Genomic DNA, 26,662 nt, shown 5'->3' with positions numbered 1-26,662 from the left:
TTATGGATGCTATTGTCACTGTAATGATTGCCAATTTACATGCAAAACCGAATGCAGCATCTGAGCTTATTGATGAGGTTCTATATGGGATGCCCGTACAAATACTAAAAGAATTAGAAGATGACTGGGTACGTGTTCAAACGGCCTATCGTTATGAAGGGTATTGTCAGAAAAAACATTTGTTTATTGATGATACAATAACAAGGGCTTGGTTGGATGATGCAACTTACGTGATACACCAAAGCTTTGCTGATATTTTACAAGAACCGCTAATTCAAAGTGCGAAAATAATGACACTTGTTAGAGGTTCAATTTTACGCATAATCCCTAATGAGGGACTAGATGCAGAATGGGCAACGGTACAATTAGCGACAGGGGAAACAGGTTATCTACGAAAAAAATGGCTTCAAGAAAAGGTTGCAGAGTATAGTCTATCAGAGCAAAAAATGCGAGAACAAGTAGTCCAAACAGCACTTGGTTATTTAGCAACACCATACCGTTGGGGAGGGAAATCACCACATGGTATTGATTGCTCTGGTCTTTGTTCGATGGCCTATATGCTAAATGGGGTTCAAATTTACCGAGATGCCCAAATTGTCGAGGGCTTTCCTATAAAGGAGATTTCATTTGATCATATTCAAAAAGGAGATTTATTGTATTTTCCAGGGCATATTGCGATGTATTTAGGTGATAGTCAATATGTGCACGCATCAATTGGGGGGAATGAGGTCAATATTAACAGTCTAGATGAGCAACACCCGCTATTTCGTAATGATTTAACGACATCAACGATTACAGCGGTGGGGAGCTTATTTGTAGCTAAAAAAGATTAAAGTTTTTTAAAGGCATCTATATGAGGAGGGTCAATATTTTTTAGTAAAGCTTATTAGTTCGGGAAGCAAAATCAATATAGAGACAGACATTAATCAATTTGTTAGTAGATTAATGCCTGTTTTTTTACGCATAGATTTATTTAGTTGCATCTCTAATTGTTCACAAGATTTTTTATAGATTGTTCAATTAGATTTGTTAAAGTTTCTATCCCTTTTTGTTCCAAATGGACACCGTCTGGGGCAAAATATTCTTGATGGTCTAGGGCAGCAGAATGCCAATCAATTAATGTGATATTGTCATGCTCTTGAGCTTTTTTTAAGAGCGTATTATTTACTTTTCCCTCCCATGAACGTGGAACGCGTGTATTCACTAAATAAATATCAGCATTCGAAAAAGCTTCCAGCAACGTGTCAATTTGATTATTCGTAAAATAACCATTTGTCCCTAGTTGAATAATGACAGCTTTTTCTGGACTGTTGAAATGGGCATAACGAGGAACCAAATCGACAGCTTGGGAAACTTGACGGCCAATTTTAGCATCAATGGTAATGCTAGGGTAAATAGTTGATAAACTTTTAGCAATGTCTATCATCACTGAATCTCCAATTGCTAATATACCAGTATATGATTCGTTCACAGGGTTTTCACTTGAATCATTTTTCCCCGACTCTATATTATCGTCAACACTCGTTTCAACTTTTTCTGGAGATTCCTGATCTTTTGCAGAGGTCTGTTCTTCAGGATTTATCTCTACTTTTGTTGGAGGTACTTCTGTTGAATCTTGTTTCGCTTCTCCTACAACACCTGTAATTCCTGTGAAAAATAGTAGAAGGAGTAGAGGAATCAGGACAGTGGATGTTTTCCTAATATATGAAAAACTCTTCCAATTAGTAATATTTACAGCAAGATGCTTCCGATAATATGATCGGAAACCTTGTTTATGGATCGGCTTTTCAATAAAACGATATGATAGTTCCGTAATTATTAATATAAGCACTAGTTGTAAACCGACACGCCAGTATACTGGATTACCTATTTCGTGAACAGGTGTACTTAATACCATAATAGGATAATGCCAAAGATAGATACCGTAAGACCTTGAGCCAATCCAGCAAAGAGGCTTCAAAGAAAGTAATTTCCCTAAAAAGCTACTTGGGTGACAAACACATGCTATTAATACCGCAGCGTTTATACAAAGAAGGAACATGCCCCCCCTGTAAAGAAAAGGTTGATATTCATCCACAAAAAAAATACTTAGAATGAAGATACTAAAGGAAATTAAACCTATACTATTCAGCTTACGAACATGCTCAGTAGAAAGTTTTTTTGACGAAAGTCTTTTCATTGGCCAAACTAAAGCTAACCAACAGCCTATCAGTAGTTCAAATGAGCGGGTATCTGTGCCGTAGTAGACACGACTTGGATCGGCTCCAGGCTGATACAGTATATTCATGAGAATTGCTGAACACAATGCACCTAAAAAGACGATTTTTGAAAATTTGCTGGGCTTTTTAAAGATATGTAGTCCAATGATCAGAAGAATCGGCCAGATAATATAAAATTGTTCTTCAATAGCTAATGACCATAAATTTTTCAAAGGGGAAGGAGAGCCGAAACTATCAAAATAAGAGAGTTCGTGAAAAATGAACCACCAATTACTTGAATAAAGAATAGAAGAGATTGCATCTCCGCGCAAAGTATTTAGAAGTTCCTTATTGAATAACATTACCCACACGAAAGTAATTAAAATCATTACATATGCAGCTGGAAGTAAACGTCGGAAGCGTTTTATCCAAAATTGACGCAAACTAACCGTTAATTGATTTCCTTCATCAGGTAAAATAGTGGAAGTTATTAAGTAACCTGATAAAACAAAAAAGATATCCACTCCTAAGAACCCTCCGCTGGCCCAACTGAAGTTAAAATGGTAAGCAATTACAGCAAGTACTGCTAATGCTCGAATCCCATCTAATCCAGGGATATAATGTTGATTGAATGTTTTGCCTAGCATAAAACTTCCTCCAATAATCTATGAAAAGTAATTCTTGTTAACCTGTGAAATTATTAGATAATTGCTAATATCATCTCCATTTATTTCGCTTTTTTGATTCTTACTTAGACAAAGACGTATTAAATACCTAAAAAGTTTAGATTTGAATGAATTTAATAAGTAGCATATTTAGTAACGGGTTCTGTTTTCGAGTACAAAACTCTAAAAAACAATAAAAAACGGATATCAAATCGAATTAATAAAGTTACTTTATAGAAAGTTCTATAACGATGCGAATACATAATCTTTTTTCCGCTCGAATTAGTTAACGTGTTAATTTAAATGGCAAGGAACTATATTCAACTCCCACGAATGAACGTAATAATCTTTCATTTTCTGTGGTGTAGCGTAGATTTTACGCGACATGGATGGCTAACGAAGCAGTTTAGTTCAATAAGAAAAATAGAGATCAGAAGGAAAAAAATACATAAATGGAGAAAGTATCTGTTAAAGATATAGGAAGGAGTCGATAGAATGAGCGAAAAGTTGCTAAGGGTAGGAACTACTTATATTACAGTAACTAATGTAGAAAATTCTTATGAATGGTATGTAAACAAATTGGGGGCAGAGTTAAGCTATAAAGACGAAGACAAAGCAATTCTTAATTTTGCAAACCAAAGTATTTTTCTTGTTAAATCTAAAGAGAGTCAAAGTTCTAACTTTTATGATTGTTATGGTGTAGAACGTTTTTCTATAACATTTGAAGTTAATGGACTAACTGCATTAGAGGCAATTCATAGAGATTTTATCGATAAAGAAATAAGAGTTGGAGAAATTGAAAACAGAGGACACTCTGGAAGGAACTTTGTTTTCTTTGATTTAGATGGTAATAAATTTGATGTGTGGAGTGAATTAAGTCCATTTTTCAAAGAAAAATATCTTATCACGAAATAGAAAAAACTATTTTTTTTGAATTAACGGGGGCTTTAATTGAAGAGCATTGAGTTGCGTAGGCAGCTCTTCTTTCTTTGTTGAACTAACCAGGCAGGATAGTTAAGTAAGAATGATATGTGAATCTACTGGTGAATAAAGTATTTTATATACACAAAGAGAAAGGAGGCTTGAAAATGAAATCAATAGTTATAGGTAATGTTATATTTACTGGCATTGTTGCATTATTTATTTCTTGGTTTTTTGCAGAAGGGGCGTTAGGTGAATCTGATACTTTGACGCCAGAATTCTTTTTAGTCATACCAGTATGGGCTTTTGGGGCACTGTTGATGTGGAGATTCGTTTCCAAAGACAAATTAGAAAATACTTCTTATTATAAAATTATATTGAGCAATTCTCTGCTTTGGTTAACTATCCCTTTAGGTTTAATGTTTGCGTTTGAATTTATATAAGAATATTAGAAGAAAGATAAAGAATAAAGCTGTTTTCTTATTGAACTAATGGTGTGCTCTAGTTAAATTTTGATTCACGAAATATCAAACTAAGTTGTACAAAAAGGTACTGCGAATTGCAGTACCTTTTTGTATGCTAATTAATTGTCTTTTTAACCTGCGATTTTGCTTTTTGTACTTCAAAACAGAACCCGTTACATATTTAGGTAATTTTTTTACCTGCTAACTTAGGATTAGATGGGTGCTTCTTTAATAAGAAAACCAGGTGCTGTATGTAGTTGAGGTTACTAAAGATGTAGTTCAAAATACTTGTAGAATAAAACCAAAGATTCTATTGAATGGTGTATGAAGACTAATTAAATAACTGTTGTGGAATTAATCGGAATTATATCTCAAGGAGTGTTCTTTAATAAAATGCACTATGTGGGGTTTGTTTTTATCGTAAGAATTTGTAAATGGTTGTTTTAAGATTATGAGGTGGACATATATGCGGATATTCTCGACGTTTTTTATAGGATTTCTAATATCTTAAATCTTGATGGGTGTAGAAATAGCCCAGGACAAAATGAAGGCGGTTATTTAAGTAAACAACAAGTGTTGATATTAGATCCAGATGCGGACATCTTTGTCTACGATGATTGGGTCTATAAAACAGGTGTGGATTGGATTGAAGATGAAGAGTTAACAATAGAGGAACAAATAGGGGAAATAGCTGAGGGAATGGCTACTGTTTTGCCAGTTGGTGCGAAAATATTTGTACGAAATGAAAGAAAGGATATTCTGATTGTTGCGTACAATGGAAAAGACAAAAGGTATTTAGTTCAACTTGGTGAATAAAAACGATTACGTAACATAAATGTAACAAGTGGCACTGACATGGGAGTCGTTTTTTACTAAAACATATAGTAGTTCAAAAAACTATATATTAGAATATTGAGAGTGTCTGATTATGATGAAACCGTAAAGATAGGAAGTCCGGAAAATAGGGAGGCTCTACCATGAACATTATTGAAATTAATAAATTGACGAAAACTTATGGGAATGCAAGAGGGATTGTTGATGTTAGTTTTGACGTAAAAGAGGGAGAGATTTTTGGTTTTATTGGACCAAATGGCGCTGGTAAATCAACGACCATTCGTACATTGTTATCTCTGATTCATCCGACAAGCGGAAATGCCAAAATATTTGGGAAGGACTGTATTGAGTTCGCACCCGAGATTGCCAAGGACATTGGTTATTTGCCTTCCGAAGTGTTCTATTATGACAATATGAAAGTGATCGATTTACTCAAATACTCTGCCAGTTTTTATAAAAAAGATTGCCGGTCAAGAATGAATGAATTGGTTGGAATTATGGAACTGGATACAACGAAAAAAATTGATGACCTGTCGTTAGGCAATAAAAAGAAGGTAGGCATTGTGCAAGGGCTACTCCATGAACCAAAACTAATCATCCTTGATGAACCAACGAGCGGACTTGATCCATTAATGCAACAAAGGTTTTTTGATTTGCTAATTGAAGAAAATAAAAAAGGAGCTACGATTCTTTTTTCCTCTCATATATTAAGTGAAGTTCAACGGTTATGTGATCGAGTGGCGATAATTAAAGAAGGGAAAATTGTCACTGTTGAAAAGATTAGTAACTTACAAGAAAACAATTATAAAAAAATTAAAATTGAAACGAAAAATGCAGTTAATCAGGATTTCTTTACTATCGCCGGTGTCAATAATCTGAACGTCGAAGAAGGCATGGTGAGCTTTATTTTTAAAGGTGATATTAACACCGTGATGAAAAAGATAGCCGAGATTGAAATTTTGAATATATGGATAGAGGAACCGGATTTAGAGGAGATCTTTATGCATTACTATGAAAGAGAGGACTAAAAGTGATGAATATTTTTATTCACGAGCTGAAGGCTTATCGAAAATCAACGTTTGTTTGGACGATTTCTTTAATCGCCGTAGTCGTCTTGTTCATGTCTATGTTTCCTTCTATCTCAAAAGAAATCGTGGAATTTACTAAACTGTTAGAAGGTTTTCCAGAGCCCGTAAGAAAAGCATTAGGTCTTGAAATTGAAAGTTTCGGTTCAATATTAGGTTTCTATTCTTATATGTTTTTATATTTAACGCTTTGCGGGGCTATTCAGGCAATGCATATTGGTACGTCAATCGTCTCCAAGGAAGTACGTGATAAAACAGCGGATTTTCTGTTAACGAAACCTATATCACGTACAACAATATTAACCGCTAAGCTTTGGGCAGCACTGACTACATTAGTAATTACAAATGTAGTGTTTTTTATTGGTGCGAGTATCATGGTAGCGCAGGTGAGTACGGAATCTTATAGTGTTAAAAGCTTTTTGATGATCTCCATGACATTATTTTTTACGCAGCTTATTTTTTTATCGTTAGGCATTGTTGTATCTATCATTTTTCCGAAAATTAAGTCTGTCTTGACCGTATCTCTTGGAACTGTTTTTACTTTTTTCATCATTGGCTTATTAGTGTCAACGACCGATGATGATATAAAACGATATTTAACACCATTTAAATATTTTGATTCAGCGTATATCATAGAAAATTCTAGCTATGAAATCTCCTTTATGCTCACCGGGGTTGGTATTATTGTCATTTCATTAATTGCTAGCTTTATCATTTATACGAAAAAGGATATTTAAATCCAGCATAGGGGGATTTAGTATGAATATATTTTTGAGAGAAATGATTGCTTATCGGAAATCGTTAATCATTTGGAGTATCGGCGTGATTATCTTAATTGTCTCTGGTATGGCTAAATTTGAGGGGATGGTATCTTCTGGTCAGTCGATGAATGAGATTATGACGGCCATGCCGAAGTCTCTGCAGGCGATAATGGGGACAGGAACACTGGATGTATCGACGGTGAATGGCTATTTTGGTGTACTATATATTTATTTGTTACTTATGGCGACAATCCATGCTGCAATGCTTGGAGCTACAATTATTGCGAAAGAAGAACGAGATAAAACTGCAGAGTTCCTATTTGTTAAACCGATCTCTAGAAGTAAGATTATTTCTTATAAATTGATAGTGGCTTCGGTGAATATTTTACTATTTAATGTCGTAGCAGCGGTTTCATCTATTTTTTTAGTTGGAAAATACAATGAAGGTGAGTCAGTGACTGGTGATATTATTAACGCCATGTTAGGAATGCTTCTGTTACAGGTATTATTTTTGCTCATCGGTTCAACCATAGCTGCAGTCAGTAAAAGGCCAAAGATAGCAGTATCTTTATCTACAGGAATCATTTTGGTGACTTATATAGTATCGATTGCCATTGATTTAAACGAAAAACTAGCATTCATGAAATACTTAACGCCGTTTAAATATTTTGAAGCAAAAGTTGTGATGAATGGAGAAGGGTTAGATGTACTTTTTGTTCTGTTAACACTAAGTTTAATTGTAGTTTTGTTAATGATTACCTTTGTATTTTATCGTAAGAGAGATTTGAATGTGTAATGTTTTTTGACTTTGGTTATATTGGCTTAACTGAATATGAGTTCCAGTTTGCTTGGGAATGGCAGGCGCAACTTTTAACAGCCCAATCAAGAGCAATTAGCGAGTTACGTACTTCAATCAACCACTTTATTAAATTAGCTGATGAAGCTGACGAACGTCGCTTGAAGTTAGAGCAGATGCAACTGTCTATTGATAAAACGAAAGTTGAGATTGATAAGATTGGTTCTGATGAACAGACAGGCCCAATAGAGATTAAAATTGTTGGCAAGAAACGCGACTAATTTTATGCATGAAATCATGGGAAATAAAAATTTGAAGCGCCTGTAAAGCTTGATAAATCAACGATGTATAAAATCATGCCTAATCAATAAAAACAGAAGTTTTAGATACGTTGATATAACAGCGTTTGAGATTTTCAGAACTTCCTAAAATTAGAATTATGTTAACTTAAAACGAATAGCTTATACACGAAATTGAGGTCGATTTAAATAGCAGAAATCGACCTTTGGTGACTAATTTAAATTATTTTAATTAATTTGATTGAGGAACTAAAAGTAGTTCCACCACAAGTAGTGAACCTTGCACCGCCTACATTCCTTAATTGAACAGTACCCCCTGCCGGAATGGGTACAATTGCCCCTCCTGAAATTGGTATGCATTCAAAACGATCACCTTCGTTGTTGATAGCACCAAATCTTGTAAGAATTGGATTGACTTCAATATCATTTACGAAAATCGCTACAACTATTATGTTAGGTAGAAATGATGCAAAACCTCCGGTTATAATGAAATCAATGTTATACATACCAGCCTGAGAAACTCTGATAGTAACATTATCAGGGTCTAAAGTTATTCCAGATGTTTCTCCCTTGCTGTTCCATGGTATAGCTTCATTATCGTCTAGAAATATATCACCACCACCACTCAGGAAAAAATTAGCGAATGCTGGTGGTGGGGGTTGCGGTGGTGGTTCTTGGGGTAGAGGAATTTCACATTCCTCTACCGCTTTTATTACTCTTGATGGAATACCACATTTTTTACAACGCTCGCATGAACAATTTTTTTTACATGGATTCAAAAAAAATCCTCCTTTCCTACTTTCTAATTATTACTATTTTATTTAAATTAGTCTTACTTGTTTGTATGATTGTTGGTATATGACTGATGATTTATGACTTGGCAGTAAGTAATACTATTTAATCCATGAAGAGAGTGGAGTATATGACAACAGAAATAGCGAAAGAAGTAAATCCATATATCGAAGATTTTCTTTTCGACTGGCGTTGTAAAACTCAACTGCTTGTCGGTGGGTATGGTTCTTCGAAATCCTACCATTGTAGCACTAAAGATACTTTTAAAGTTGTTAGAAGAAAAACGTACAGCTCTTGTAGTTCGTGAAGTTTACGATACGCATAGAGACAGTACGTTTTCTTTGTTTACGGAAATTATCGAGGACTAAGGGCTATCTGGAAAGGTAAAGACAAGTTCGTCACCTATGACAGTGAAGTTCCCAAATGGCTTTAAGATAATCTTCCGAGGTATGGATAAACCTGAAAAGCTAAAATCCATCAACAGCATTTCGCTGATTTGGTTAGAGGAATGTAGCGAGATTAAGTACGCAGGGTTTAAGGAGTTACTTGGCCGTTTACGACATCCAACACTTGACCTGTTTATTATTCTCTCAACTAATCCAGTATCAAAAGGGAATTGGGTGTACAAGCATTTCTTTAAAAATGAGATGGAAGAGTATTTTGTACTGGAAGACGAGGAGCTTTATAAGCTACGGACTATTATTGTCAATAACACGTACTATCACCACTCAACTGCTGACGATAATCTTTTTTTACCTGATAGCTATCTTGACCAGGTAGATGAGATGGAAGCGTATGATCCCGATCTTTACAGGATTGCACGTAAAGGGCGTTTTGGCGTAAACGGAAAATTAGTGCTACCGCAGTTTAAAGTTAAGCCTCACGACCAGGTAATGGACGAGATAGCACTAATTCGAAAACCAATACGTAAAAACGGAATGGACTTTGGCTTTGTCGATTCTTACAATGCTGTTTTGCGCATGGTAGTCGACCATGTAAAGAAATGGTTGTACATCTACTGGTTGCTTGGAATGAGTGCCATGCTACAGGATAAGTCGCATAAAATTGATGTTCACGAATACATTTTCTAAAACTAATTGATTCTTAAAATAATGCCCACCTTGTCATTCAGGTGGGCATTATTTCATGATTTTATTAAAAAGCACTATGGTGCTCTCGACGTTGTAGTTCTTTTCTGATTTCATTCGTCCAAATTCCTTCTTCCAATTGATTGGCGATGTCGACTAATATTTCGATATCCTGAAAAGAGTATTTCCTTATTCCTGTTTTAGATCTTTCCGGGAAAAGTAATTTGCGAGTTTCATAATAGCGAATTTGTCGTTCGGATAGTCCTGTTAACTCTCTCACAGTTCCAATTGAAATTACTTTTTTGTCTTTATAAGAAATATCACTACAAGTCATGCTAAAATCACCATCTTTCTAGTAAATTCGATAGTATTATTATTTCTTTTTATCTAATATTTTATGACTGATAGAACAATAAAATACATGATTGTGTAAAAAATATTAACGCTAAATTCGGTAAAGTTCGACAATTGGCGATTGTTTCCTGAGTGGAAACGAAAGTGTGTCAGAACAGCTGACAAGGTTGCTGTTTTTTTGCAGTTTTAGAAATATACTTACTATGAATCTAGTTGTAAAACTGGAGAGAGAAAAAATAGGGGGTATACTATGAATCTAAAAAAATCTTTTGCTTTACTTTCAGCAAGTATATTAAGTATTGGAATTTTGGCGGCCTGTTCTTCAGACACTCCTGATTCCTCGGATTCAACGAAAGATGTTCCAAAAGACGGCACAACTGTCATCAAAATTGCGACTCAATCACCTTTATCAGGTGGATCGGCGATTACTGGTGAATCCATTCGATTAGGTGCCCAGCTGAAATTAGAAGAAGAAGTGGAGAAGTTTAAAGAGCTAGGCTATACACTTCAGCTTGAAACGTATGATGATCAATCAGATCCGAAAAAGGGTGTTTCAAATGCCAATATAATCGGTGCAGATGAATCTATTTTGGCTGTAGTCGGACATTACAACTCTGGAGTAGCGATTCCGTCATCAGAAGTGTATGACAAATACAAACTAGCCATGATAACACCGGGAGCGACAGCGGTTGATGTAACAGAACGTGGTTTAAAAACGGTTAACCGTATTGTTGAAAGGGATGATGGACAAGGTCCTGCAGCAGCAAAATATGCGGTTGAAACTTTAGGTGCTAAGAAAATTTTTATCATTCAAGATAAAACGGCTTTCGGTACAGGGGTTGCTGAAGCATTCAGAGGAGCAGCTGAGAAATTAGGAGCTGAAATTGTTGGGTTCGAAGGAATTACAGTAGGTGAGAAAGATTTCAACGGTGTAGTAAACCAAGTATTATCTAAAAAACCAGATGTAGTATACTTCGGTGGCATCTATTCTGAAGCTGGTATCATCATAAAACAAGCTCGGGCAAAAGGTATTGATGTACCGTTCATGGGTGCTGACGGAATGGACTCGTCAGGTTTAGTTGATATTGCAGGAGATGCAGTGAAAAATACATTTATTACATCTGTAGCAGGGGATAGTACTGCAACTGAAACAGGTAAAAAATTCGTAGAGGCTTATAAAGCGGCATTTAATAAAGAAGTAGAAGCCTTTTCAGTATACGGTTATGACACGATGGGTGTAATCCTCCAAGCAGTCGAAACAGCCATTAATGACAATGGTGGTAAGCTCCCTACAAGAGAAAAAGTAGCCGAAGCGATTCGAGGGACAAAGGACTATCAAGGTGCACTGACAAACGTTACATTTGATGAAAAAGGCGATAACGTAAACGCAAAAATTTATTTATATAAATTTGATGAAGCGGTATATCCAGGTGTTCTAGAGGGTGAAGTTTCCCCATAATAGGCAGATTTAATCGGGGTGTTGAGATATTATTTTTTCTCAACACTTTTTCTATAGTATTTAAGAAAGGCAGTATTTCTCATGCATTTAGACGAGGTGCATCTTTCTGGCTCATCATTAAAAGTAGGGGATGACACTTGTTTAGCGTATACCATGTATATAAGTTGATTGGAGTGGAGGCTAGGCGACTCCTTGGGGCTCATCGGACGCCCCCAGGAAAGCGCCTAGCTGGAACGGAAATCAACCCCACATTATGGTGATGAGCCAACTTTCTAACAGATGAATGTGAAGGAGGTTTACTATGTTTACAGAAATGATACAGACATTACCTCAAGTGCTAATTGATGGCCTGACGTTGGGGGCAGTGTATGCGGTTGTAGCCCTTGGTTATACAATGGTATACGGCATTTTACAATTAATTAATTTTGCACATGGCGAAGTTTTTATGACAGGTGCATTTATTGGTACAGCATTCTTTATTTTTCTAATGGGGATGAGTTGGATAACGGCGGTTCCTCATTTACTTGTTTTAATCATAGTGTTAGTTCTAACGGCTAGTCTGACAGGATTGATGGGCATGGGGATCGAACGAGTTGCTTATCGTCCACTGCGAAAGGCACCAAGGCTTATCCCGCTTATTACGGCAATTGGTATTTCTTTTATTTTACAAGATGTCATTCGTTTTATCGCAGAATTATCATCGGGTAACTATATCGTGACAGGACCTTCTTTATTTACTGAACAAATCACGTTAAAAGCATCATCCGTTTCAAGTATGTTTAATGATGCTAGTTTCAAATCGTCTTTTATCATTGTCCTTGTGATTGCGGTTATATTAATGGTTTCATTGGATTTCTTTATCAATAAAACGAAATATGGAATTGCAATGCGAGCGGTAGCACTAGACCGCGATACAGCATCACTTATGTCGATTAATGTAAATAAAATGATCTCTTTAACATTTTTTATCGGTTCAGCTTTAGGTGGAGCGACAGGTGTGTTATTTGCCGTTCAATATGGAACAATAGATCCGTTTATTGGTTTTATTTTAGGTATGAAAGCATTCATCGCAGCAGTTCTAGGTGGAATCGGTAACATTCGTGGTGCGATGTTTGGAGGCATGCTACTAGGAGTGTTGGAAATGTTTGCTGCGGCGAATTTATCACTTATTACAGCTGGGATATTTGGCGCTGAATATAAAGATGTTTTCGCATTTGCAATCTTGATTGTAGTACTTATCTTCAAGCCAGAAGGTTTATTAGGTAAACCTGTGGCAGAGAAAGTGTAGGTGATGGTAATGAAAGAAAAGTGGTCATTATTTGCACAAAATAAATGGGCACAAGCCCTATTATTCACGTTATTTGTAATTGTGACATCAGCAGCATTATATTTTTCCCAAAAATCAGTTATTGCCTTTTTGTTATTATTGTCTTCCTTATTAATACTTCATTATATGAAGTTGAAGAAATTAACGAAATGGGTAGTGGCGGGTGGTTTATTGTTTATTCTTATTCCTTTTGCCTCGAGTGGTGGACCAGCATTCCAATCATACATGGACGTAGCCACAATGGTTGGTATTTATATTTCGATGGCATTAGGACTGAATATCGTAGTCGGTATGGCGGGACTACTTGATTTAGGTTTCGTTGCATTCTTTGCGGTGGGTGCCTATTCATATAGTATTTTTGCAACTAAACAAGCATCGAATTTTATGCCATTTGGAACATTTCCTCTGGGGGGGGAAAGCTTTTGGGCGTTCTTAATTATTGGAGGGATCGTTGCAGCTATAGCGGGTGTTCTCATCGGGATTCCAGTGCTTCGGGTGAAGGGTGATTACTTAGCGATTGTTACGTTAGGATTTGGTGAGATTATTCGAATTTTATTCAACAACGCCGACCGCCCAGTAAATATTACAGGTGGTGCAATGGGGATTGCATCCGTTACGCCTCCTAAAATATTTGGAGTAGAACTCATTTTTCCAAACCAGTTTTACTTTGTTACACTTGTCATCTTATTATTTACGCTTTTTGCCGTTATTAGACTTGAGCATTCAAAGTTAGGTCGATCATGGAAGGCTGTTCGAGAAAATGAAATTGCTGCACAAGCAATGGGCATTCCACTTGTGAAAACGAAATTAATGGCCTTTGCACTGGGTGCTTCATTTTCTGGCATGATGGGTGTTGTATTTGCAGCAAAACAGGCTTTCATCGATCCGACAAGTTTTACTTTAATGGAGTCCTTTACAATTTTAGTAATGGTTGTACTTGGAGGTATGGGCAGTGTGCCTGGTGTTATTCTTGGTGCAGCCGTAGTGACCATTTTAAATTTACAAGTATTAACGGAATTAACGAACTGGATAAATCAGCTTAACTTTAATGGAACTATCTCGATTCCCGCTGCACTTTCTCCATCGAAAATGCAGAAATTTATATTTGGCGCTATTCTTGTAGCGTTTGCATTATATCGACCAAAAGGATTAATTCCTGCAAAAAATAAAGTCTTTGATGAAGAGAAGCTAAAAGAAGCTACTACGCAAAAGGGCCAGATACGTACTGACTAGTAAAGGACTCATTTGTAGGGGGGAAGTAAATGTCGATTTTAGAAGTGACAAATCTAACAAAAAAATTCGGTGGTCTAACAGCCAATCAGGATGTCACGATGAATGTCGAGAAAGGCTCCATAACAGCTGTAATTGGACCCAATGGAGCAGGGAAAACAACATTCTTTAATATGATAACAGGTGTTTATCAGCCGACTTCAGGTGACATTAAGCTAGAAGGAAAATCAGTAGTCGGGATAAAGGCTGATGAGGTATCAAAAAGAGGGATTTCGAGAACCTTTCAAAATATCAGATTATTCAGTGAAATGTCAGTTCTTGAAAATGTACTTGTAGGTATGCATACACAATTAAAAACAAATTTATTTGGTATTTTCTTGAATTTACCGGGAACAAAAAAAGAAGAGGTGGATGCTGAAGTGGAAGCATACCGTTTATTAAAGCATTTCGATTTGGCTCATCTATTAAATGAAAAAGCGAATAACTTAAGCTATGGTGCACAAAGAAAACTTGAAATTGCTCGTGCTTTAGCGACAAAACCAAAATTAATTTTATTGGATGAACCTGCAGCAGGGATGAATCCAAAAGAAACAAAGGAATTAACCGAAGTGATTAAGAGAATGGGCGCTGAATTTGATGTTTCGGTGTTGTTAATTGAACATGATATGAAATTAGTAATGGAAATATCAGAGCATATTATTGTACTAGACCATGGAGAAAAAATCGCAGAAGGAAATCCAGAAGAGATACGAACGAATCCTAAAGTAATTGAAGCTTATTTAGGTTCTGGTGCCGTTCATGGACCAGCTTCTACTCAACCGGTTTAAGGGAGTGAAAACGTAGATGACGATACTGCAAATAAATAATATCGAAACATATTACGGTGGCATACAAGCATTAAGAGGGATTAGTATGGATGTGGAAAAAGGAGAGATTGTTACTTTAATAGGGAGTAATGGAGCTGGAAAATCCACAACTTTAAAATCGATAAGTGGGTTGGAAAAAGTCAAAGTGGGCTCCATTTTTTATAAGGAACAGGAAATTACAAACAAGCAAGCGCACCAAACAACATTGCTAGGCATGGCACATGTGCCAGAGGGACGGAAGATTTTTTCAACGTTGACAGTAAAAGAAAATTTATTAATGGGTGCCTTTTCGGTGAGCAAAAAAAGTGCCATTGAAGAGCGTATGGAAATGGTGTATGGCCTTTTTCCAATACTTAAGAAGCGGATTGATCAAAAGGGAGGTACGATGAGCGGTGGTGAACAACAAATGCTAGCCATTGGACGTGCACTGATGATGAAGCCAGATTTATTAATGCTGGATGAACCGTCAATGGGGTTAGCACCAATTATTGTGGAACAAATTTTTGATATTATTCGAAAGTTGAATCAGGAAGGAATAACGATTCTACTAGTAGAACAAAATGCGTATCAAGCATTGAGTATTGCACATAGGGGCTATGTAATTCAAAACGGTGAGATTGTGTTAAGTGGAAAAGGTTCGGATCTCATTGAAAACGATGAGATAAGAGAAGCGTATTTAGCGTAACTGCTACAAAATTGAACAAGAGGCTTTCTTTAAAAAATGCCTCGTAAAATAGGGGATGTCCAATAAGTTTCTTTAAGCAGAACACCTGCCTTTCTATATTGTAAAAAAAACAGAATATTATTTTTGTATTTAGGACATCCCCTATTTTGTGTTAATCATTATTAGGAACTTTAAAAAGTACATACTTACCAGTCCACCTTTCTGTTGTAACGATTAATTGTCTCCCATTTTTCTCAAAACTCAAGACACTTCCATTTTTATCTTTGAAAGCCCATCCTTTTTTACTGATCATCTCTTTGATTTTTTTATCACCTTCTAAAATACCATTATTGTTACTCCTCGTAACATACCAAGTCCAATTATCTTCTTTAGACAGCATCGCTATATCCTCATTTGAATCACGTAGTTTATGTAAAATATCCTTTGCTGATAAATGCTCAATAGGTGATTGAGGATAATACAGTTTGTTTGCAAAGATATAGGTACCCGCGACTAAAAGTATTGCAACTAACCCTGAGATTATTTTTTTCACATACTACCTCCTTGAATGAATAGTCAGTATATTTCTCTTCGTCAGTTATTCCTAAAAACCTTTATATCTATTAACTTAAGCAATATAGATTACATATATGAACATAAAGCGATGGGGGAAAAAATATAATAAAATTTGGAAGTGTAAAGCATCTACGCGGGTCTATCATTTAAATAGGGCATATATTGTTTTATTATCGTTTTGTTGATTAACAAAAAAATGGGGGGTTACATGTTGCGCAATTTATATTATGGAGTTGCTAGGTCATTCACAGTCGAAGGCCTGGAAAGTAATATTAAGGGGAGCCTTTACAATGATTCAATTTGAGAATGTCACTAAAAAATATGAAAGTGATCAGATTGCGGTGAATTCGATTAATCTTGAAATTAATAAAGGTGAATTTTTTGTCATTATTGGACCAAGTGGATGTGGAAAGACGACATTACTGAAAATGATAAACCGTTTAATTCAATTGACTGAGGGCACTATTCGAATTAATGGAAAGAGAATAAGTGATTATAATATCCATGAGTTGCGCTGGAATATCGGCTACGTGCTACAACAAATTGCACTGTTTCCACATATGACGATTGAAGAGAATATATCCATTGTGCCTGAGCTGAAAAAGTGGCGCCATGAAGATATCCAGAAGCGGGTTCGGCAACTATTGGAGATGGTTGGACTTGATGCGGTGAAATATAGCAGGCGAAAACCAATAGAGCTTTCTGGTGGGGAACAACAACGAGTGGGTGTTCTTCGTGCATTAGCAGCCAATCCCGAGATAATTATAATGGATGAGCCGTTTAGTGCACTTGATCCGCTCAGTCGGACGAAATTACAAGATGACCTTCTGGAGCTTCAACGAGCGATACAAAAGACCATTGTTTTTGTTTCACATGATATACAAGAGGCATTGAAATTAGGTGATCGAATATGTGTGATGAAGGATGGCGAAATTGTGCAAATTGGTACGCCCCAAGAAATCCTACAAAATCCTGTAAATGATTTTGTTAAAGAATTTATTGGCGTTAATGAACACTCTTTAAATGGATTCAAGATAAAGCATTCGAGTGAACCGATTTTTTCTAAAGAATCCCTAGAAAGAGGGGATTCGAATGACTAATTTTTTGGATGTTTTTAACGAACGAAAAGGACAACTATTAGTCTCTTTACTAGATCATATTCAAATTTCATTTATTGCATTATTTTTTGCGGTTGTCATTGCAATTCCTTTAGGCATCTTTTTAACGAATAAGAAGAAAATTGCGGATAGTATTATTGGCATCAGTGCTGTTTTGCAAACGATTCCTTCATTGGCTCTACTAGGTTTGTTAATTCCGCTGTTTGGTATTGGCAAGGTACCAGCGATTATAGCATTAGTTGTTTATGCACTATTACCGATTTTACGAAATACATTCACTGGAATAAATGAGGTGGATGCATCTCTGAAGGAAGCTGCTACTGCTATGGGGATGAATACGTGGAAAAGGCTAGTGAAGGTGGAACTGCCACTTGCGATGCCTATCATTATGGCAGGGATTAGGACAGCTATGGTCTTAATAGTGGGGACAGCAACACTCGCTGCACTAATTGGTGCAGGGGGGTTAGGGGATATTATTTTACTTGGTATTGATCGTAATAATCCTTCTCTCATTGTTTTAGGCGCTGTACCTGCTGCGTGTTTAGCATTAGTGTTTGATTTTTTACTGAAAAAGTTAGAATCATTATCCTTTAAAAAAACGGTCACAGTGTTAAGTGTTATTAGTGTTGCAACGTTATTAATGATCCTTTTACCGTTAGTGAATCTTGAGGAAAAAGAAGAAATTGTGATTGCAGGGAAACTTGGTTCAGAGCCAGAAATACTTATTAATATGTATAAATTGCTGATTGAAAATGAAACTGACTTAACTGTTCAATTAAAGCCTGGTCTCGGAAAAACTTCTTTTGTTTTTAATGCGCTAAAATCAGGGAGTGTTGATATTTATCCAGAATTTACAGGAACAGCAATTTCTGAATTTTTAAAAGAAGAAGCCGTAAATAATAATGAAGAGGATGTTTACAAGCAGGCCAAGGCAGGGATGATAGAGAAATTCGACATGTTGATGCTTAGTCCGATGAAGTATAACAATACTTACGCGCTAGCTGTTTCTAAAGAGATGGCGGAGACTCATCATTTGGAAAGTATTTCGGACATTAAGGCCATTCAAGAGTCGATAAAAGCAGGTTTTACACTGGAGTTTAATGATCGAGAGGATGGTTATATAGGTATTCAAAAGTTATATGGAATTACGCTCGCCCATATAAAGACTATGGAGCCGAAGCTAAGATATCAAGCAATGAATTCAGGAGATATACAATTATTAGATGCTTACTCGACAGACAGTGAAATACGACAATATAATTTAACCGTGCTAGCAGACGACCAGCAACTATTCCCACCTTACCAAGGCGCCCCGTTAGTAAGAGCAGAAACATTAGAGAAGTACCCCGAAATAGAACAAGCATTAAATAAACTAGCAAATCTAATAACGGATGATGAAATGCGTGAAATGAATTATCAAGTGAACGTAGAAGGGAAAAACATTATTGATGTAGCTCGGGAGTTTTTAGAGGAAGCTGGATTGTTATAAATGATGAAACTTATACTTTTAGGAGAGCCGTTTTCTATATTAAATTATCGAAATATAGTGTTGCATGTCCTGCTATATAAATGAAACAGTATTGTTTTCATAATTGATAAGGCGGAATACTATTTAAATTGATGTATCTTTAATAGTTGAACAAAATATAATATTGCAATCGTTGTGGTTAAACTTTATAATGTTCAAAATACAATGAAGAGAAGAGTAAATGTGAGGAGTCTTTCCAGAGAGCTCGGGTAGGTGAAAGCGAGTAGGACGAATCAGATTGAAGCAAGTCTTGGAGTAGCGTATAGGATTTCATTTGAATGATGATACGACGGGGTCTCCCGTTATAGAGAAACAGTATGTTTGTACTGATTGAGGCGATAGATAGTGATATCTACGCGAAAAAAGGGTGGCAACACGTGTCGTATAGTCGATTCCGTCCCTAAGATGAATAATCTTAGGGATGGAATTTTTTTATTGTCCTAATATGGAAAGGGGTAAACTATATGACACATGGAAAAATACAATTATTAAGTAGTATGTTAATAGCCAATATTGGCGAGTGGGTTTATTTTATTGCACTCAATTTAATCGTACTAGAGTTAACAGATTCTCCTTTTGCGGTAAGTATATTATATTTGTTAATACCAATTGCTATTTTAATAACAAATAGCTGGGCAGGAACATTTATTGATCGGATGAATGTCAAAAGGTTACTTATAGCTTTAGATATTCTACGTGCTTCTTTAGTTCTAGTTCTTGTTTTTACTACGAATATATTTTTAATTTATAGCTTCTCCCTTGTCATTCATATGTGCGTTGCAATCTACTCAAACGCATCCTTTGTCTACATGACTAAATTTATTGATAAAGCTGAACAGCAACGATTTAATGCATGGAAAAATGTTGTGCAATCTTCAGGTTTTATTTTAGGCCCAAGTATTGCTGGAGGGCTATTTTTCATCGGCAGTCCACAGTTGGCTATTTTGATAAATAGTGTTGCATTAGTTTTTTCAGCGCTCTTACTTTTTGGATTACCAGATGTAAAAATTATGCAGAAACAAGGGGAGATAGTATCGATAGATGTAGTGAAAAATGATTGGCGGGTGGTTTTCTCATTTGCTAGAAAAGCTTATATATTTAGTTTAGTTTATATATTAAATAGTATTTTTATTGTTTTTATGACTGTTTTAGATTCTCTTGAAGCTTCATTTGCAATAAGGTCATTAAATTTTAGTGAATCTGAGTACGGATTATTAGTAAGTATCGCGGGTATTGGTTTCATACTCGGTTCGTTATTTAATACAAAATGGCAATTTCGGCCTATTTATTGTCTAAAATATGGTGCTGTGATGACAACAGTTGGTTATTTGATTTTTGGTATATCGAACGAGTGGTGGATGGCATCTTGTGGATTTTTCATCATATCTTTTGCCAATGCATTTGTGAATATCGGATTTTTAACGTATATTCAGCAAGTGTTACCAACAGATATCCTAGGTAGGTTTTCAAGTATTTTCGCTTTAATTGAGGCAAGTTGCTCCATTATATTCATTCTACTTTTTGGTCTACTGACTAATTTACTTTCAATAAGAATAATTATTTTATTTGGTGTAGCAATGCTATTTGTTATCGTAATAGCTATCTTTTTCGTATTTAATAATGATAATTAGAATTTAAGGTTTAAACAATAGTCGCATATAGAAGGTGGAGATTTTAAATAGTATAGAAGGATCTAATCTAAGTCTAATACTTTGGTAGCAGCAACCTAATAATAAGTGGGGATTTGTGTCTAAGGTGTCTTACAATGTTGATATGAAGGAATGGATGTTGAGGGAGAAACATTTAAAGTACAGAGGTTTACACTGAACTAAATCATAAACTATCTGAACGCGCCATATTTTGCATCGGTTTATAGAACCATAAATGAGAAGGCTCCTGCTTGAAAAAAAGCTGGAGCCAAGTGACTGAAAAGTGATTTAGATGTTTGAATATTATCCACCACACTATTTAAACATTGGTCAACAATCTCTAACTAAATTTTGATGTTAAGCCGCTTTTTTACTATTCTTTTTCTTAGCTTTTTTGTTCGAAACTTTCTTTTCCACTTTTTTCTTAGCTAACTTTTTCTCGAGCTTCTTTTTGTCTGCTTTTTTCTTAGCTTTCTTTTCTAGTACCTCTTCTTTAACTTTGTTTTTCTTGATTTTTTTTGCCATGTTATATTCACTCCTAATCTATATTGACTTTCTTTGTAAATAGAATGTCTATATACTAGGTTATACCAACCATAACTGGAATGCAAATATAATTAATGTAATATTTTTACAATTATTCATTTTAGGTGGTTTTTTCGGGTTTCCTGGATCAAAATATCGCCCAATGTTCATTTTTTACAAGCTTAATCGTTCTAGCAATATCTAAAAATAAATAAAGAACAACCGTATAGATAAATACTCCGCACATGGAGAAGAATGCTTGTAAGTTAGAGTTAATAAGGGATTCACCACTGTGGGTTTTAAAATGATCATCTGCCACATTAGAGCTCAACCAGGGTAAATATTAATAAGATAAAAACAAATGTGGATTTTTTATGAAAAATCAATCTTATCAAAGTATTCATAAAAATTAATGTGACTATTTTTGGGTGCTGTTGTTCATTTAGTAAGCTTTACTTCCTTGAAATGGGTCTAAAAAGAACAGTAAAAGTCAACTGTAAATTAGCAGTATTACCTATTATCAGGATACCTAATTTCCAATTTGTGTTGCAGTTGTTAGAGGTATATCGAACAAAGGGGGAGAGATGTGGCGAAAATTAAAGAGAATACTTCAAAATGGCTAAAAATGAATAGAGGATATAGAGATCTTTTATCAGAGCATTATCAAAAAGAAGACAGATTCCATCAAAGGAGACGTTACTATTTGAAAAAAACAATAGTAACTGTTTTCAACTTGTCTTTTATTGGTATTGGAATCTGGTTATTTTATTTGAGAACTATTTATATGGGTGTAAATTCTACTTTTAATAGTGGGCCGACGTTTATAATTATAGGCATAGTATTAACGATAGTGGGTTTTAAAAAAGATAAGAATACGCAACGAAGAATATTTGTCATATTCCCGATTGGCATTGCTATTATTTTGGCATTAATTATTAGCGAAATTCCAAATATCACTTATAAAGAAGCGCAAAAGATAATTGAAGAGGAAACCAGCGAATCAATTTTAAACCCTCCTAAAAATGAAAAAGCAGGTCAATTTGGTGTGTATTACATTTACACAGAAAAAGGGAGCTATGTTGTTAGTTCTGAAAATGGAACATTTGCAAAAAGAGGAATAAAAAGTAAAGAGAGCTAGACTCTCTTTACTTTTTTGACTGTATTACATTTCTTCTAAAATACCCTTAATTAACCCGACAAATTGTTCTCTAACTTTAGCCGCCACTTCAATAACTTCATCATGTGCTAATGGCTGATCTAAAATGCCACTTGCCATATTTGTCATACAAGAAATGCCAAGTACTTTCATGTTTCCATGAATAGCCACAATTGCTTCTGGAACTGTTGACATACCTGCAGCATCAGCGCCCATTGTACGCATCATACGGATTTCAGCTGGCGTTTCATAAACTGGTCCACTAGACCAAGCATAAACCCCTTCTTTTAAACTAAAGTTTTGCTCTTTAGCGACTTTAGTAGCAATATTACGTAATTCAAGATTATAAACTTGAGAAGCATCAGGGAAACGAGTTCCTAATTCATCATTATTTGGTCCGATTAATGGATTTGAACCAACCAAATTAATATGATCCGTAATTAACATTAAATCTCCAGGGGTATAACTTGTATTAATAGCACCTGCAGCATTTGTAACGATTAGGTTTTCAACACCTAACGCCTTCATAACACGTACTGGGAAAGTTACATCAGATAATGAAAAGCCCTCATAATAATGGAAACGACCTTTCATAGCTACTACTGTCTTACCTTTTAATTCCCCGATTACTAATTCGTTTGCATGACCAATTGCTTCAGACTTTGCAAAGTGTGGAATCTCGCTATAAGGAATTTTGACAGGGTTTTCAATTTCATCAGCAAGTGAACCTAAACCTGATCCTAAAATCAAACCAATCGAAGGACGATATTTTGTCTTGCTCATGATGAAATCTTTAGTTTCTGAAATATCTTGTAATTTGTGCATTAATAATGCCTCCTTAAATGATCGTTACTTGAACTAATTTGCTACTAGTCAAAAAGTTGAAGTATGAATTTTTATTGTAGGATTAGTGTTTCTCAATACTTCACCAATAGAAGTTTAATTGATTTTATTACCAATGTAAATAGAACAAAATTTGGAATGTCAATACTTAAAAAAACGAAAATTATTATGAATTTTGCTTAAATTCAGTCAGGTTAGTCCTTTGTAATGTTTGTGAAATTTGAATATTTTTAACGGATTTGAAAATCGAGTTGACCAACTTAATGTGGCCTTTCTACTTATACCTTATACCAAGAAATCGGTGTGATTTTTAGTTTATATAATATGTTCATTAATAAAATTTTCCTGTTTTGATTGACCTTACCCTAACAGGAGACTCTATATTAAAAGTACCACATAACAGGAGGTGATTAGTATGCTTTCAATTGGGGAGTTCTCAAAAATCTCGCATCTAACTCTGAAAACGCTGCGCTACTACGATGAAATTGGTCTTCTCAAGCCTGCTTTTACAGACGCTAAGACCGGCTATCGTTACTATAATACTCCACAAGTAGAAACAGCATTATTGATCTCACGTTTAAAAACATATTTATTTTCACTTGAAGAAATAAAGGTTATTTTAATGAATTGGCACGATGTAGATTTTTTTCAGACAAAAATGAAAACCAAACAAGAAAATCTAACGCAACAGATTACTTATTATTCTTCTCTATTAAAGAAATTAGAACTTGATATTCAACTTTTAGAAGAAGAGAGAAGCATCATGGATTATCTAGACCAAATTGACATTAAGCTTGTCGATCATCTACCATTCAATATTTTATCGCAGAGAAAACAAATTAATATCTCTAATTTTTTACGACATTTTAATGAATTGTTTAGTAAAGTAGTTTTCGAAAAATTAACACCTGTAGCTAAACCGCTTGCTATTTTTCATAGTACTTCATATGTACCAGAAAATTATGACGTAGAAATTGCGATTCCCATTGTAGAAGCCACAAATGAAACAATAGTTTTTAACCCTGGTCTTTGTGCAAGGGCTACGCTAATTGGTTCATATGATGAATTACCTTCGATTCATGCAAAGTTACATGCATGGATTGAAGAAAATCATTATAAACTGAATGGTGCTCCATTTGAAGTTTATCAAACGGACCCTCATACGACATTAGAGGAACATAATATTATAGAAATATATTTCCCGATAAAATAAATACAAGAAGGAGCATATCACCATGTATGGTATACACAAACCAACTATAAAAGAAAAAATATTGATTTTTTGTGCTGAAATTATATATTTAATCATCGCATATTATTTACTGTTCATCGTATATGAAAAATCAGCCATTTCAATCGGGCTTTTTATCGCATTAATCATTACAACAGTTAGACTAACAGCTATGATGTTTATTTGGCTGCCTAGAGGAATTGGTTGGCAAGAGGCCATCATGAACAGTGCAGCTTTTGGAATTTATTATTTAGGCTTCCCCATTTTATTAATAATCGGTAAACAAGAGCCAAACATAATAGTACTGATTATGGGCTGGGTCTTGTTTTTAGTAGGCAGTATATTAAATACTGCATCAGAATTGCTTAGAAAACCTTTTAAAGACAATCCAGCAAATAAAGGGAAGTTGTATACAGGCGGGCTATTTAAACATGCCATTCATATTAATTATCTTGGAGATTGCCTTTGGGTACTAGGTTTAGCGCTAATATCTAATAATATTTATAGCTTACTGATTCCTCTTTTTCTATTATTAGTATTTGTTTTTGGTTATATTCCAAAATCCGATGACTATTTACAAACTAAATATGGAGAACAATTTACAGCATACAAAAAGAAAACAAAAAAATTAATTCCGTTTATTTGGTGAATCATCTTGGTTTTACTTGAAGATTAACTCTGTTTTTATGTTTCCCTCAACAAACTATTAGAAAACAGCTACTTTCAATAGGGAAGGTAGCTGTTTAGTGCTGTTAATCTATGCGACGATTTCCTTTTTTTTCGTAACAATCCATAAAATCGAATGGACAACGACGATATAGATTATTAATAGTGTAGTACTTTCAATAAAAGATATTTCATTCATTGTATCCGTTAAATTCAGTGGCAAAAAATCGCGAATGAAGCGATTCTCTCTAAAAATAGAAGACAAAATAGATAAACCAATCGTCGAGAGTAATACGCCAATTGAACCGAAACGGAGTGCAATCACGGCTGCTAATGAGATAAAGAGGATGGCAAACAACATGATTAATAATAGGTTTTGCAATAATAATTGGTAGTCACTCAAAGTACCAGCAAAGTGTATTTGCTCAGGTTGAAAGATGAAATAAATCGCAAGCATGGCAAGAACAGATACACTCAAAAGGATACTTATTGCAATTGACATGACTAATATTTTACTCCACATCAATCTCCATTTACTATGACTATGCAAAAAATACGTAGTCAAACTCCGATGGTCGACTTCTTTTCCAAATGTATTCCAGCAAAGAATAGCTAAAATAATGCCAATTAAGCCAAGATGTTGACTCATGCTAAAAATTGAACCCACTATATTGTTTAACGAGAGTTCCATACGCTGACCGGATTCAATCTTTATAAAAGAACCTTCTGCGGACAACTGATACATAAAAAAGCTGGTAATACCAATTAGAATAATACCTGCAATATAAAAATCCCATCGGAATAATAATTTTCTAAGCTCAACCTTCAGTTCACGTAGCATAGAGAATGTCCTCCTTAAAGAGTTGTTGTAAGTCAATCTCTTCTGTTGCAAGTAAATCATGCGTAATTTTTCCCTGACTCAAGAATAGAATACGGTCAACAAGAGGCTCAAGCTCTGCTAGTTGATGACTTGATAGTAAAACAGTTGTGCCTTTTGAGACCATGGACTTTAAAATATTTTGGAGTTGCCCGATGCCAAGGGGATCTAAGCCGACAAAGGGTTCATCGAGCATTAAAAATTTTGGCTTGCCGATGAGAGCTGCAGCTAAACCGAGTCGTTGCTTCATGCCAAAAGAATAGTGGCTTACTTTCTTTTTCCCAGCTTGTTCAAGGCCCACTTGTTTTAGGATCTCAGCAATATTAACTAACGTTTCGCCACGTAAAATAGCCATTTGTTTTAAAAATTCTTGGCCAGTAAGATAGTTTGGAATTGCTGGTTCTAGTAAAATCCCAACTTGATTGAAAAGACGATGCCACTCTGAAAAAGGGGCATGTTGAAGAAGTTGTACGTTTCCAGATTCCTCTTTTAGTAAACCTGAAATTATTTTCATCAGGGTACTTTTCCCAGCTCCATTCGCTCCAAGTAGTCCGACAATTGTGCCTTGTTCCAGGGTGAATGTAATGTCTTGTAAGACAACTTGCCCTTTGAAGCATTTCGAAACCTGTTCAATTTTTAAAATTTGTTTATTCATAATGACCTCCTTATTTGTATTATCCGGATACGCTT

Annotated in this window: 26 protein-coding genes, 2 pseudogenes and 1 other annotated feature; of the genes and pseudogenes, 20 read left to right on the top strand and 8 right to left on the bottom strand. The window is 35.2% G+C overall.

Features of this window, described 5'->3' with window-relative positions; genetic code table 11:
* Nucleotides 1-2 precede the first annotated feature (2 nt).
* The gene (locus tag ACIQZG_RS09475; RefSeq protein ID WP_402754931.1) at nt 3-833 is read left to right on the top strand and encodes a C40 family peptidase; all 831 of its coding nucleotides are present in this window, start codon (nt 3-5) and stop codon (nt 831-833) included.
* 152 nt (nt 834-985) lie between these two features.
* On the opposite strand, the gene ACIQZG_RS09470 is transcribed toward ACIQZG_RS09475, so the two are convergent.
* Complete coding sequence (locus ACIQZG_RS09470) at nt 986-2,845, bottom strand: acyltransferase family protein (protein ID WP_402754930.1); 1,860 nt, start codon at nt 2,843-2,845, stop codon at nt 986-988.
* A 513-nt stretch (nt 2,846-3,358) separates the two neighbouring features.
* On the opposite strand from ACIQZG_RS09470, the gene ACIQZG_RS09465 reads away from it, so the two are divergent.
* From ACIQZG_RS09465 to ACIQZG_RS09435, 7 genes are all read left to right on the top strand, one after another.
* Complete coding sequence (locus tag ACIQZG_RS09465; RefSeq protein WP_402754929.1) at nt 3,359-3,778, top strand: VOC family protein; 420 nt, start codon at nt 3,359-3,361, stop codon at nt 3,776-3,778.
* 173 nt (nt 3,779-3,951) lie between these two features.
* Nucleotides 3,952-4,227 carry a hypothetical protein gene (locus tag ACIQZG_RS09460; RefSeq protein WP_402754928.1) on the top strand — a complete coding sequence of 92 codons (276 nt, stop codon included), beginning with the start codon at nt 3,952-3,954 and terminating at the stop codon, nt 4,225-4,227.
* A gap of 477 nt (nt 4,228-4,704) precedes the next feature.
* Nucleotides 4,705-5,064, top strand: a complete 360-nt coding sequence (locus tag ACIQZG_RS09455; RefSeq protein WP_402754927.1) for a hypothetical protein — start codon at nt 4,705-4,707, stop codon at nt 5,062-5,064.
* A gap of 161 nt (nt 5,065-5,225) precedes the next feature.
* Nucleotides 5,226-6,110 (top strand): ABC transporter ATP-binding protein, encoded by an 885-nt coding sequence (locus ACIQZG_RS09450; RefSeq protein ID WP_402754926.1) that lies wholly within the window; start codon nt 5,226-5,228, stop codon nt 6,108-6,110.
* 5 nt (nt 6,111-6,115) lie between these two features.
* Nucleotides 6,116-6,904, top strand: coding sequence for an ABC transporter permease subunit (locus ACIQZG_RS09445; RefSeq protein WP_402754925.1), 789 nt, complete (start codon nt 6,116-6,118; stop codon nt 6,902-6,904).
* A 22-nt stretch (nt 6,905-6,926) separates the two neighbouring features.
* A complete protein-coding gene (locus ACIQZG_RS09440; protein WP_402754924.1) occupies nt 6,927-7,724 on the top strand; it encodes an ABC transporter permease subunit in 798 nt (265 codons plus the stop codon).
* Nucleotides 7,724-8,005, top strand: a complete 282-nt coding sequence (locus ACIQZG_RS09435) for a hypothetical protein (RefSeq protein WP_402754923.1) — start codon at nt 7,724-7,726, stop codon at nt 8,003-8,005. Before ACIQZG_RS09440 ends, ACIQZG_RS09435 begins: the two co-directional genes overlap by 1 nt.
* Before the next feature lie 236 nt (nt 8,006-8,241).
* Here ACIQZG_RS09435 and ACIQZG_RS09430 read toward each other — a convergent pair whose 3' ends face one another.
* Nucleotides 8,242-8,802, bottom strand: coding sequence for a hypothetical protein (locus tag ACIQZG_RS09430; RefSeq protein ID WP_402754922.1), 561 nt, complete (start codon nt 8,800-8,802; stop codon nt 8,242-8,244).
* Nucleotides 8,803-8,945: 143 nt separating this feature from the next.
* Here ACIQZG_RS09430 and ACIQZG_RS09425 point away from each other — a divergent pair.
* Nucleotides 8,946-9,873: pseudogene (locus ACIQZG_RS09425) on the top strand (PBSX family phage terminase large subunit); the annotation flags it as partial.
* A gap of 97 nt (nt 9,874-9,970) precedes the next feature.
* Here the strand turns inward: ACIQZG_RS09425 and ACIQZG_RS09420 are convergent.
* A complete protein-coding gene (locus tag ACIQZG_RS09420; RefSeq protein ID WP_402754921.1) occupies nt 9,971-10,237 on the bottom strand; it encodes a MerR family transcriptional regulator in 267 nt (88 codons plus the stop codon).
* A gap of 270 nt (nt 10,238-10,507) precedes the next feature.
* Here ACIQZG_RS09420 and ACIQZG_RS09415 point away from each other — a divergent pair, with 270 nt between their 5' ends.
* The 5 genes from ACIQZG_RS09415 to ACIQZG_RS09395 all read left to right on the top strand — a co-directional run bounded on the left by ACIQZG_RS09415 (nt 10,508) and on the right by ACIQZG_RS09395 (nt 15,824).
* On the top strand, nt 10,508-11,716 hold the full coding sequence (locus ACIQZG_RS09415) for a branched-chain amino acid ABC transporter substrate-binding protein (protein ID WP_402754920.1): 1,209 nt from the start codon (nt 10,508-10,510) through the stop codon (nt 11,714-11,716).
* 301 nt (nt 11,717-12,017) lie between these two features.
* Nucleotides 12,018-13,004 (top strand): branched-chain amino acid ABC transporter permease, encoded by a 987-nt coding sequence (locus ACIQZG_RS09410; protein WP_402754919.1) that lies wholly within the window; start codon nt 12,018-12,020, stop codon nt 13,002-13,004.
* Nucleotides 13,005-13,013: 9 nt separating this feature from the next.
* The gene (locus tag ACIQZG_RS09405; RefSeq protein WP_402754918.1) at nt 13,014-14,276 is read left to right on the top strand and encodes a branched-chain amino acid ABC transporter permease; all 1,263 of its coding nucleotides are present in this window, start codon (nt 13,014-13,016) and stop codon (nt 14,274-14,276) included.
* Between the two features lie 29 nt (nt 14,277-14,305).
* The gene (locus ACIQZG_RS09400) at nt 14,306-15,100 is read left to right on the top strand and encodes an ABC transporter ATP-binding protein (RefSeq protein WP_402754917.1); all 795 of its coding nucleotides are present in this window, start codon (nt 14,306-14,308) and stop codon (nt 15,098-15,100) included.
* A 16-nt stretch (nt 15,101-15,116) separates the two neighbouring features.
* Nucleotides 15,117-15,824 (top strand): ABC transporter ATP-binding protein, encoded by a 708-nt coding sequence (locus tag ACIQZG_RS09395; protein ID WP_402754916.1) that lies wholly within the window; start codon nt 15,117-15,119, stop codon nt 15,822-15,824.
* 151 nt (nt 15,825-15,975) lie between these two features.
* Here ACIQZG_RS09395 and ACIQZG_RS09390 read toward each other — a convergent pair whose 3' ends face one another.
* Nucleotides 15,976-16,356 (bottom strand): hypothetical protein, encoded by a 381-nt coding sequence (locus ACIQZG_RS09390; RefSeq protein WP_402754915.1) that lies wholly within the window; start codon nt 16,354-16,356, stop codon nt 15,976-15,978.
* 313 nt (nt 16,357-16,669) lie between these two features.
* Between ACIQZG_RS09390 and ACIQZG_RS09385 the strand changes: the two are divergent.
* From ACIQZG_RS09385 to ACIQZG_RS09375, 3 genes and pseudogenes are all read left to right on the top strand, one after another.
* Nucleotides 16,670-17,383 (top strand): annotated as a pseudogene (locus ACIQZG_RS09385) (ABC transporter ATP-binding protein); the annotation flags it as partial.
* A gap of 88 nt (nt 17,384-17,471) precedes the next feature.
* Nucleotides 17,472-18,986, top strand: coding sequence for an ABC transporter permease/substrate-binding protein (locus ACIQZG_RS09380; protein ID WP_402754914.1), 1,515 nt, complete (start codon nt 17,472-17,474; stop codon nt 18,984-18,986).
* A 195-nt stretch (nt 18,987-19,181) separates the two neighbouring features.
* Nucleotides 19,182-19,430: a binding site (T-box leader), on the top strand.
* Nucleotides 19,431-19,489: 59 nt separating this feature from the next.
* The gene (locus tag ACIQZG_RS09375) at nt 19,490-20,656 is read left to right on the top strand and encodes an MFS transporter (protein ID WP_402754913.1); all 1,167 of its coding nucleotides are present in this window, start codon (nt 19,490-19,492) and stop codon (nt 20,654-20,656) included.
* Between the two features lie 375 nt (nt 20,657-21,031).
* Here ACIQZG_RS09375 and ACIQZG_RS09370 read toward each other — a convergent pair whose 3' ends face one another.
* Nucleotides 21,032-21,199, bottom strand: a complete 168-nt coding sequence (locus tag ACIQZG_RS09370; RefSeq protein WP_402754912.1) for a hypothetical protein — start codon at nt 21,197-21,199, stop codon at nt 21,032-21,034.
* Nucleotides 21,200-21,785: 586 nt separating this feature from the next.
* On the opposite strand from ACIQZG_RS09370, the gene ACIQZG_RS09365 reads away from it, so the two are divergent.
* The gene (locus ACIQZG_RS09365) at nt 21,786-22,337 is read left to right on the top strand and encodes a tetraspanin family protein (protein ID WP_402754911.1); all 552 of its coding nucleotides are present in this window, start codon (nt 21,786-21,788) and stop codon (nt 22,335-22,337) included.
* Between the two features lie 24 nt (nt 22,338-22,361).
* Here ACIQZG_RS09365 and ACIQZG_RS09360 read toward each other — a convergent pair whose 3' ends face one another.
* Nucleotides 22,362-23,180, bottom strand: a complete 819-nt coding sequence (locus ACIQZG_RS09360) for a purine-nucleoside phosphorylase (RefSeq protein ID WP_402754910.1) — start codon at nt 23,178-23,180, stop codon at nt 22,362-22,364.
* 433 nt (nt 23,181-23,613) lie between these two features.
* On the opposite strand from ACIQZG_RS09360, the gene ACIQZG_RS09355 reads away from it, so the two are divergent.
* Both ACIQZG_RS09355 and ACIQZG_RS09350 read left to right on the top strand, forming a co-directional pair.
* A complete protein-coding gene (locus tag ACIQZG_RS09355; RefSeq protein WP_402754909.1) occupies nt 23,614-24,411 on the top strand; it encodes a MerR family transcriptional regulator in 798 nt (265 codons plus the stop codon).
* Between the two features lie 22 nt (nt 24,412-24,433).
* Nucleotides 24,434-25,078 (top strand): methyltransferase family protein, encoded by a 645-nt coding sequence (locus tag ACIQZG_RS09350; RefSeq protein WP_402754908.1) that lies wholly within the window; start codon nt 24,434-24,436, stop codon nt 25,076-25,078.
* Nucleotides 25,079-25,186: 108 nt separating this feature from the next.
* On the opposite strand, the gene ACIQZG_RS09345 is transcribed toward ACIQZG_RS09350, so the two are convergent.
* Nucleotides 25,187-25,936 (bottom strand): ABC transporter permease subunit, encoded by a 750-nt coding sequence (locus ACIQZG_RS09345; protein ID WP_402754907.1) that lies wholly within the window; start codon nt 25,934-25,936, stop codon nt 25,187-25,189.
* Nucleotides 25,926-26,627 (bottom strand): ABC transporter ATP-binding protein, encoded by a 702-nt coding sequence (locus ACIQZG_RS09340; RefSeq protein WP_402754906.1) that lies wholly within the window; start codon nt 26,625-26,627, stop codon nt 25,926-25,928. Before ACIQZG_RS09340 ends, ACIQZG_RS09345 begins: the two co-directional genes overlap by 11 nt.
* Nucleotides 26,628-26,662 lie beyond the last annotated feature (35 nt).

Source organism: Lysinibacillus sp. NPDC096418, from assembly GCF_044762775.1.
Taxonomy (GTDB): Bacteria; Bacillota; Bacilli; order Bacillales_A; family Planococcaceae; genus Lysinibacillus.
This window is presented reverse-complemented; position numbering and strand designations above follow the sequence as displayed.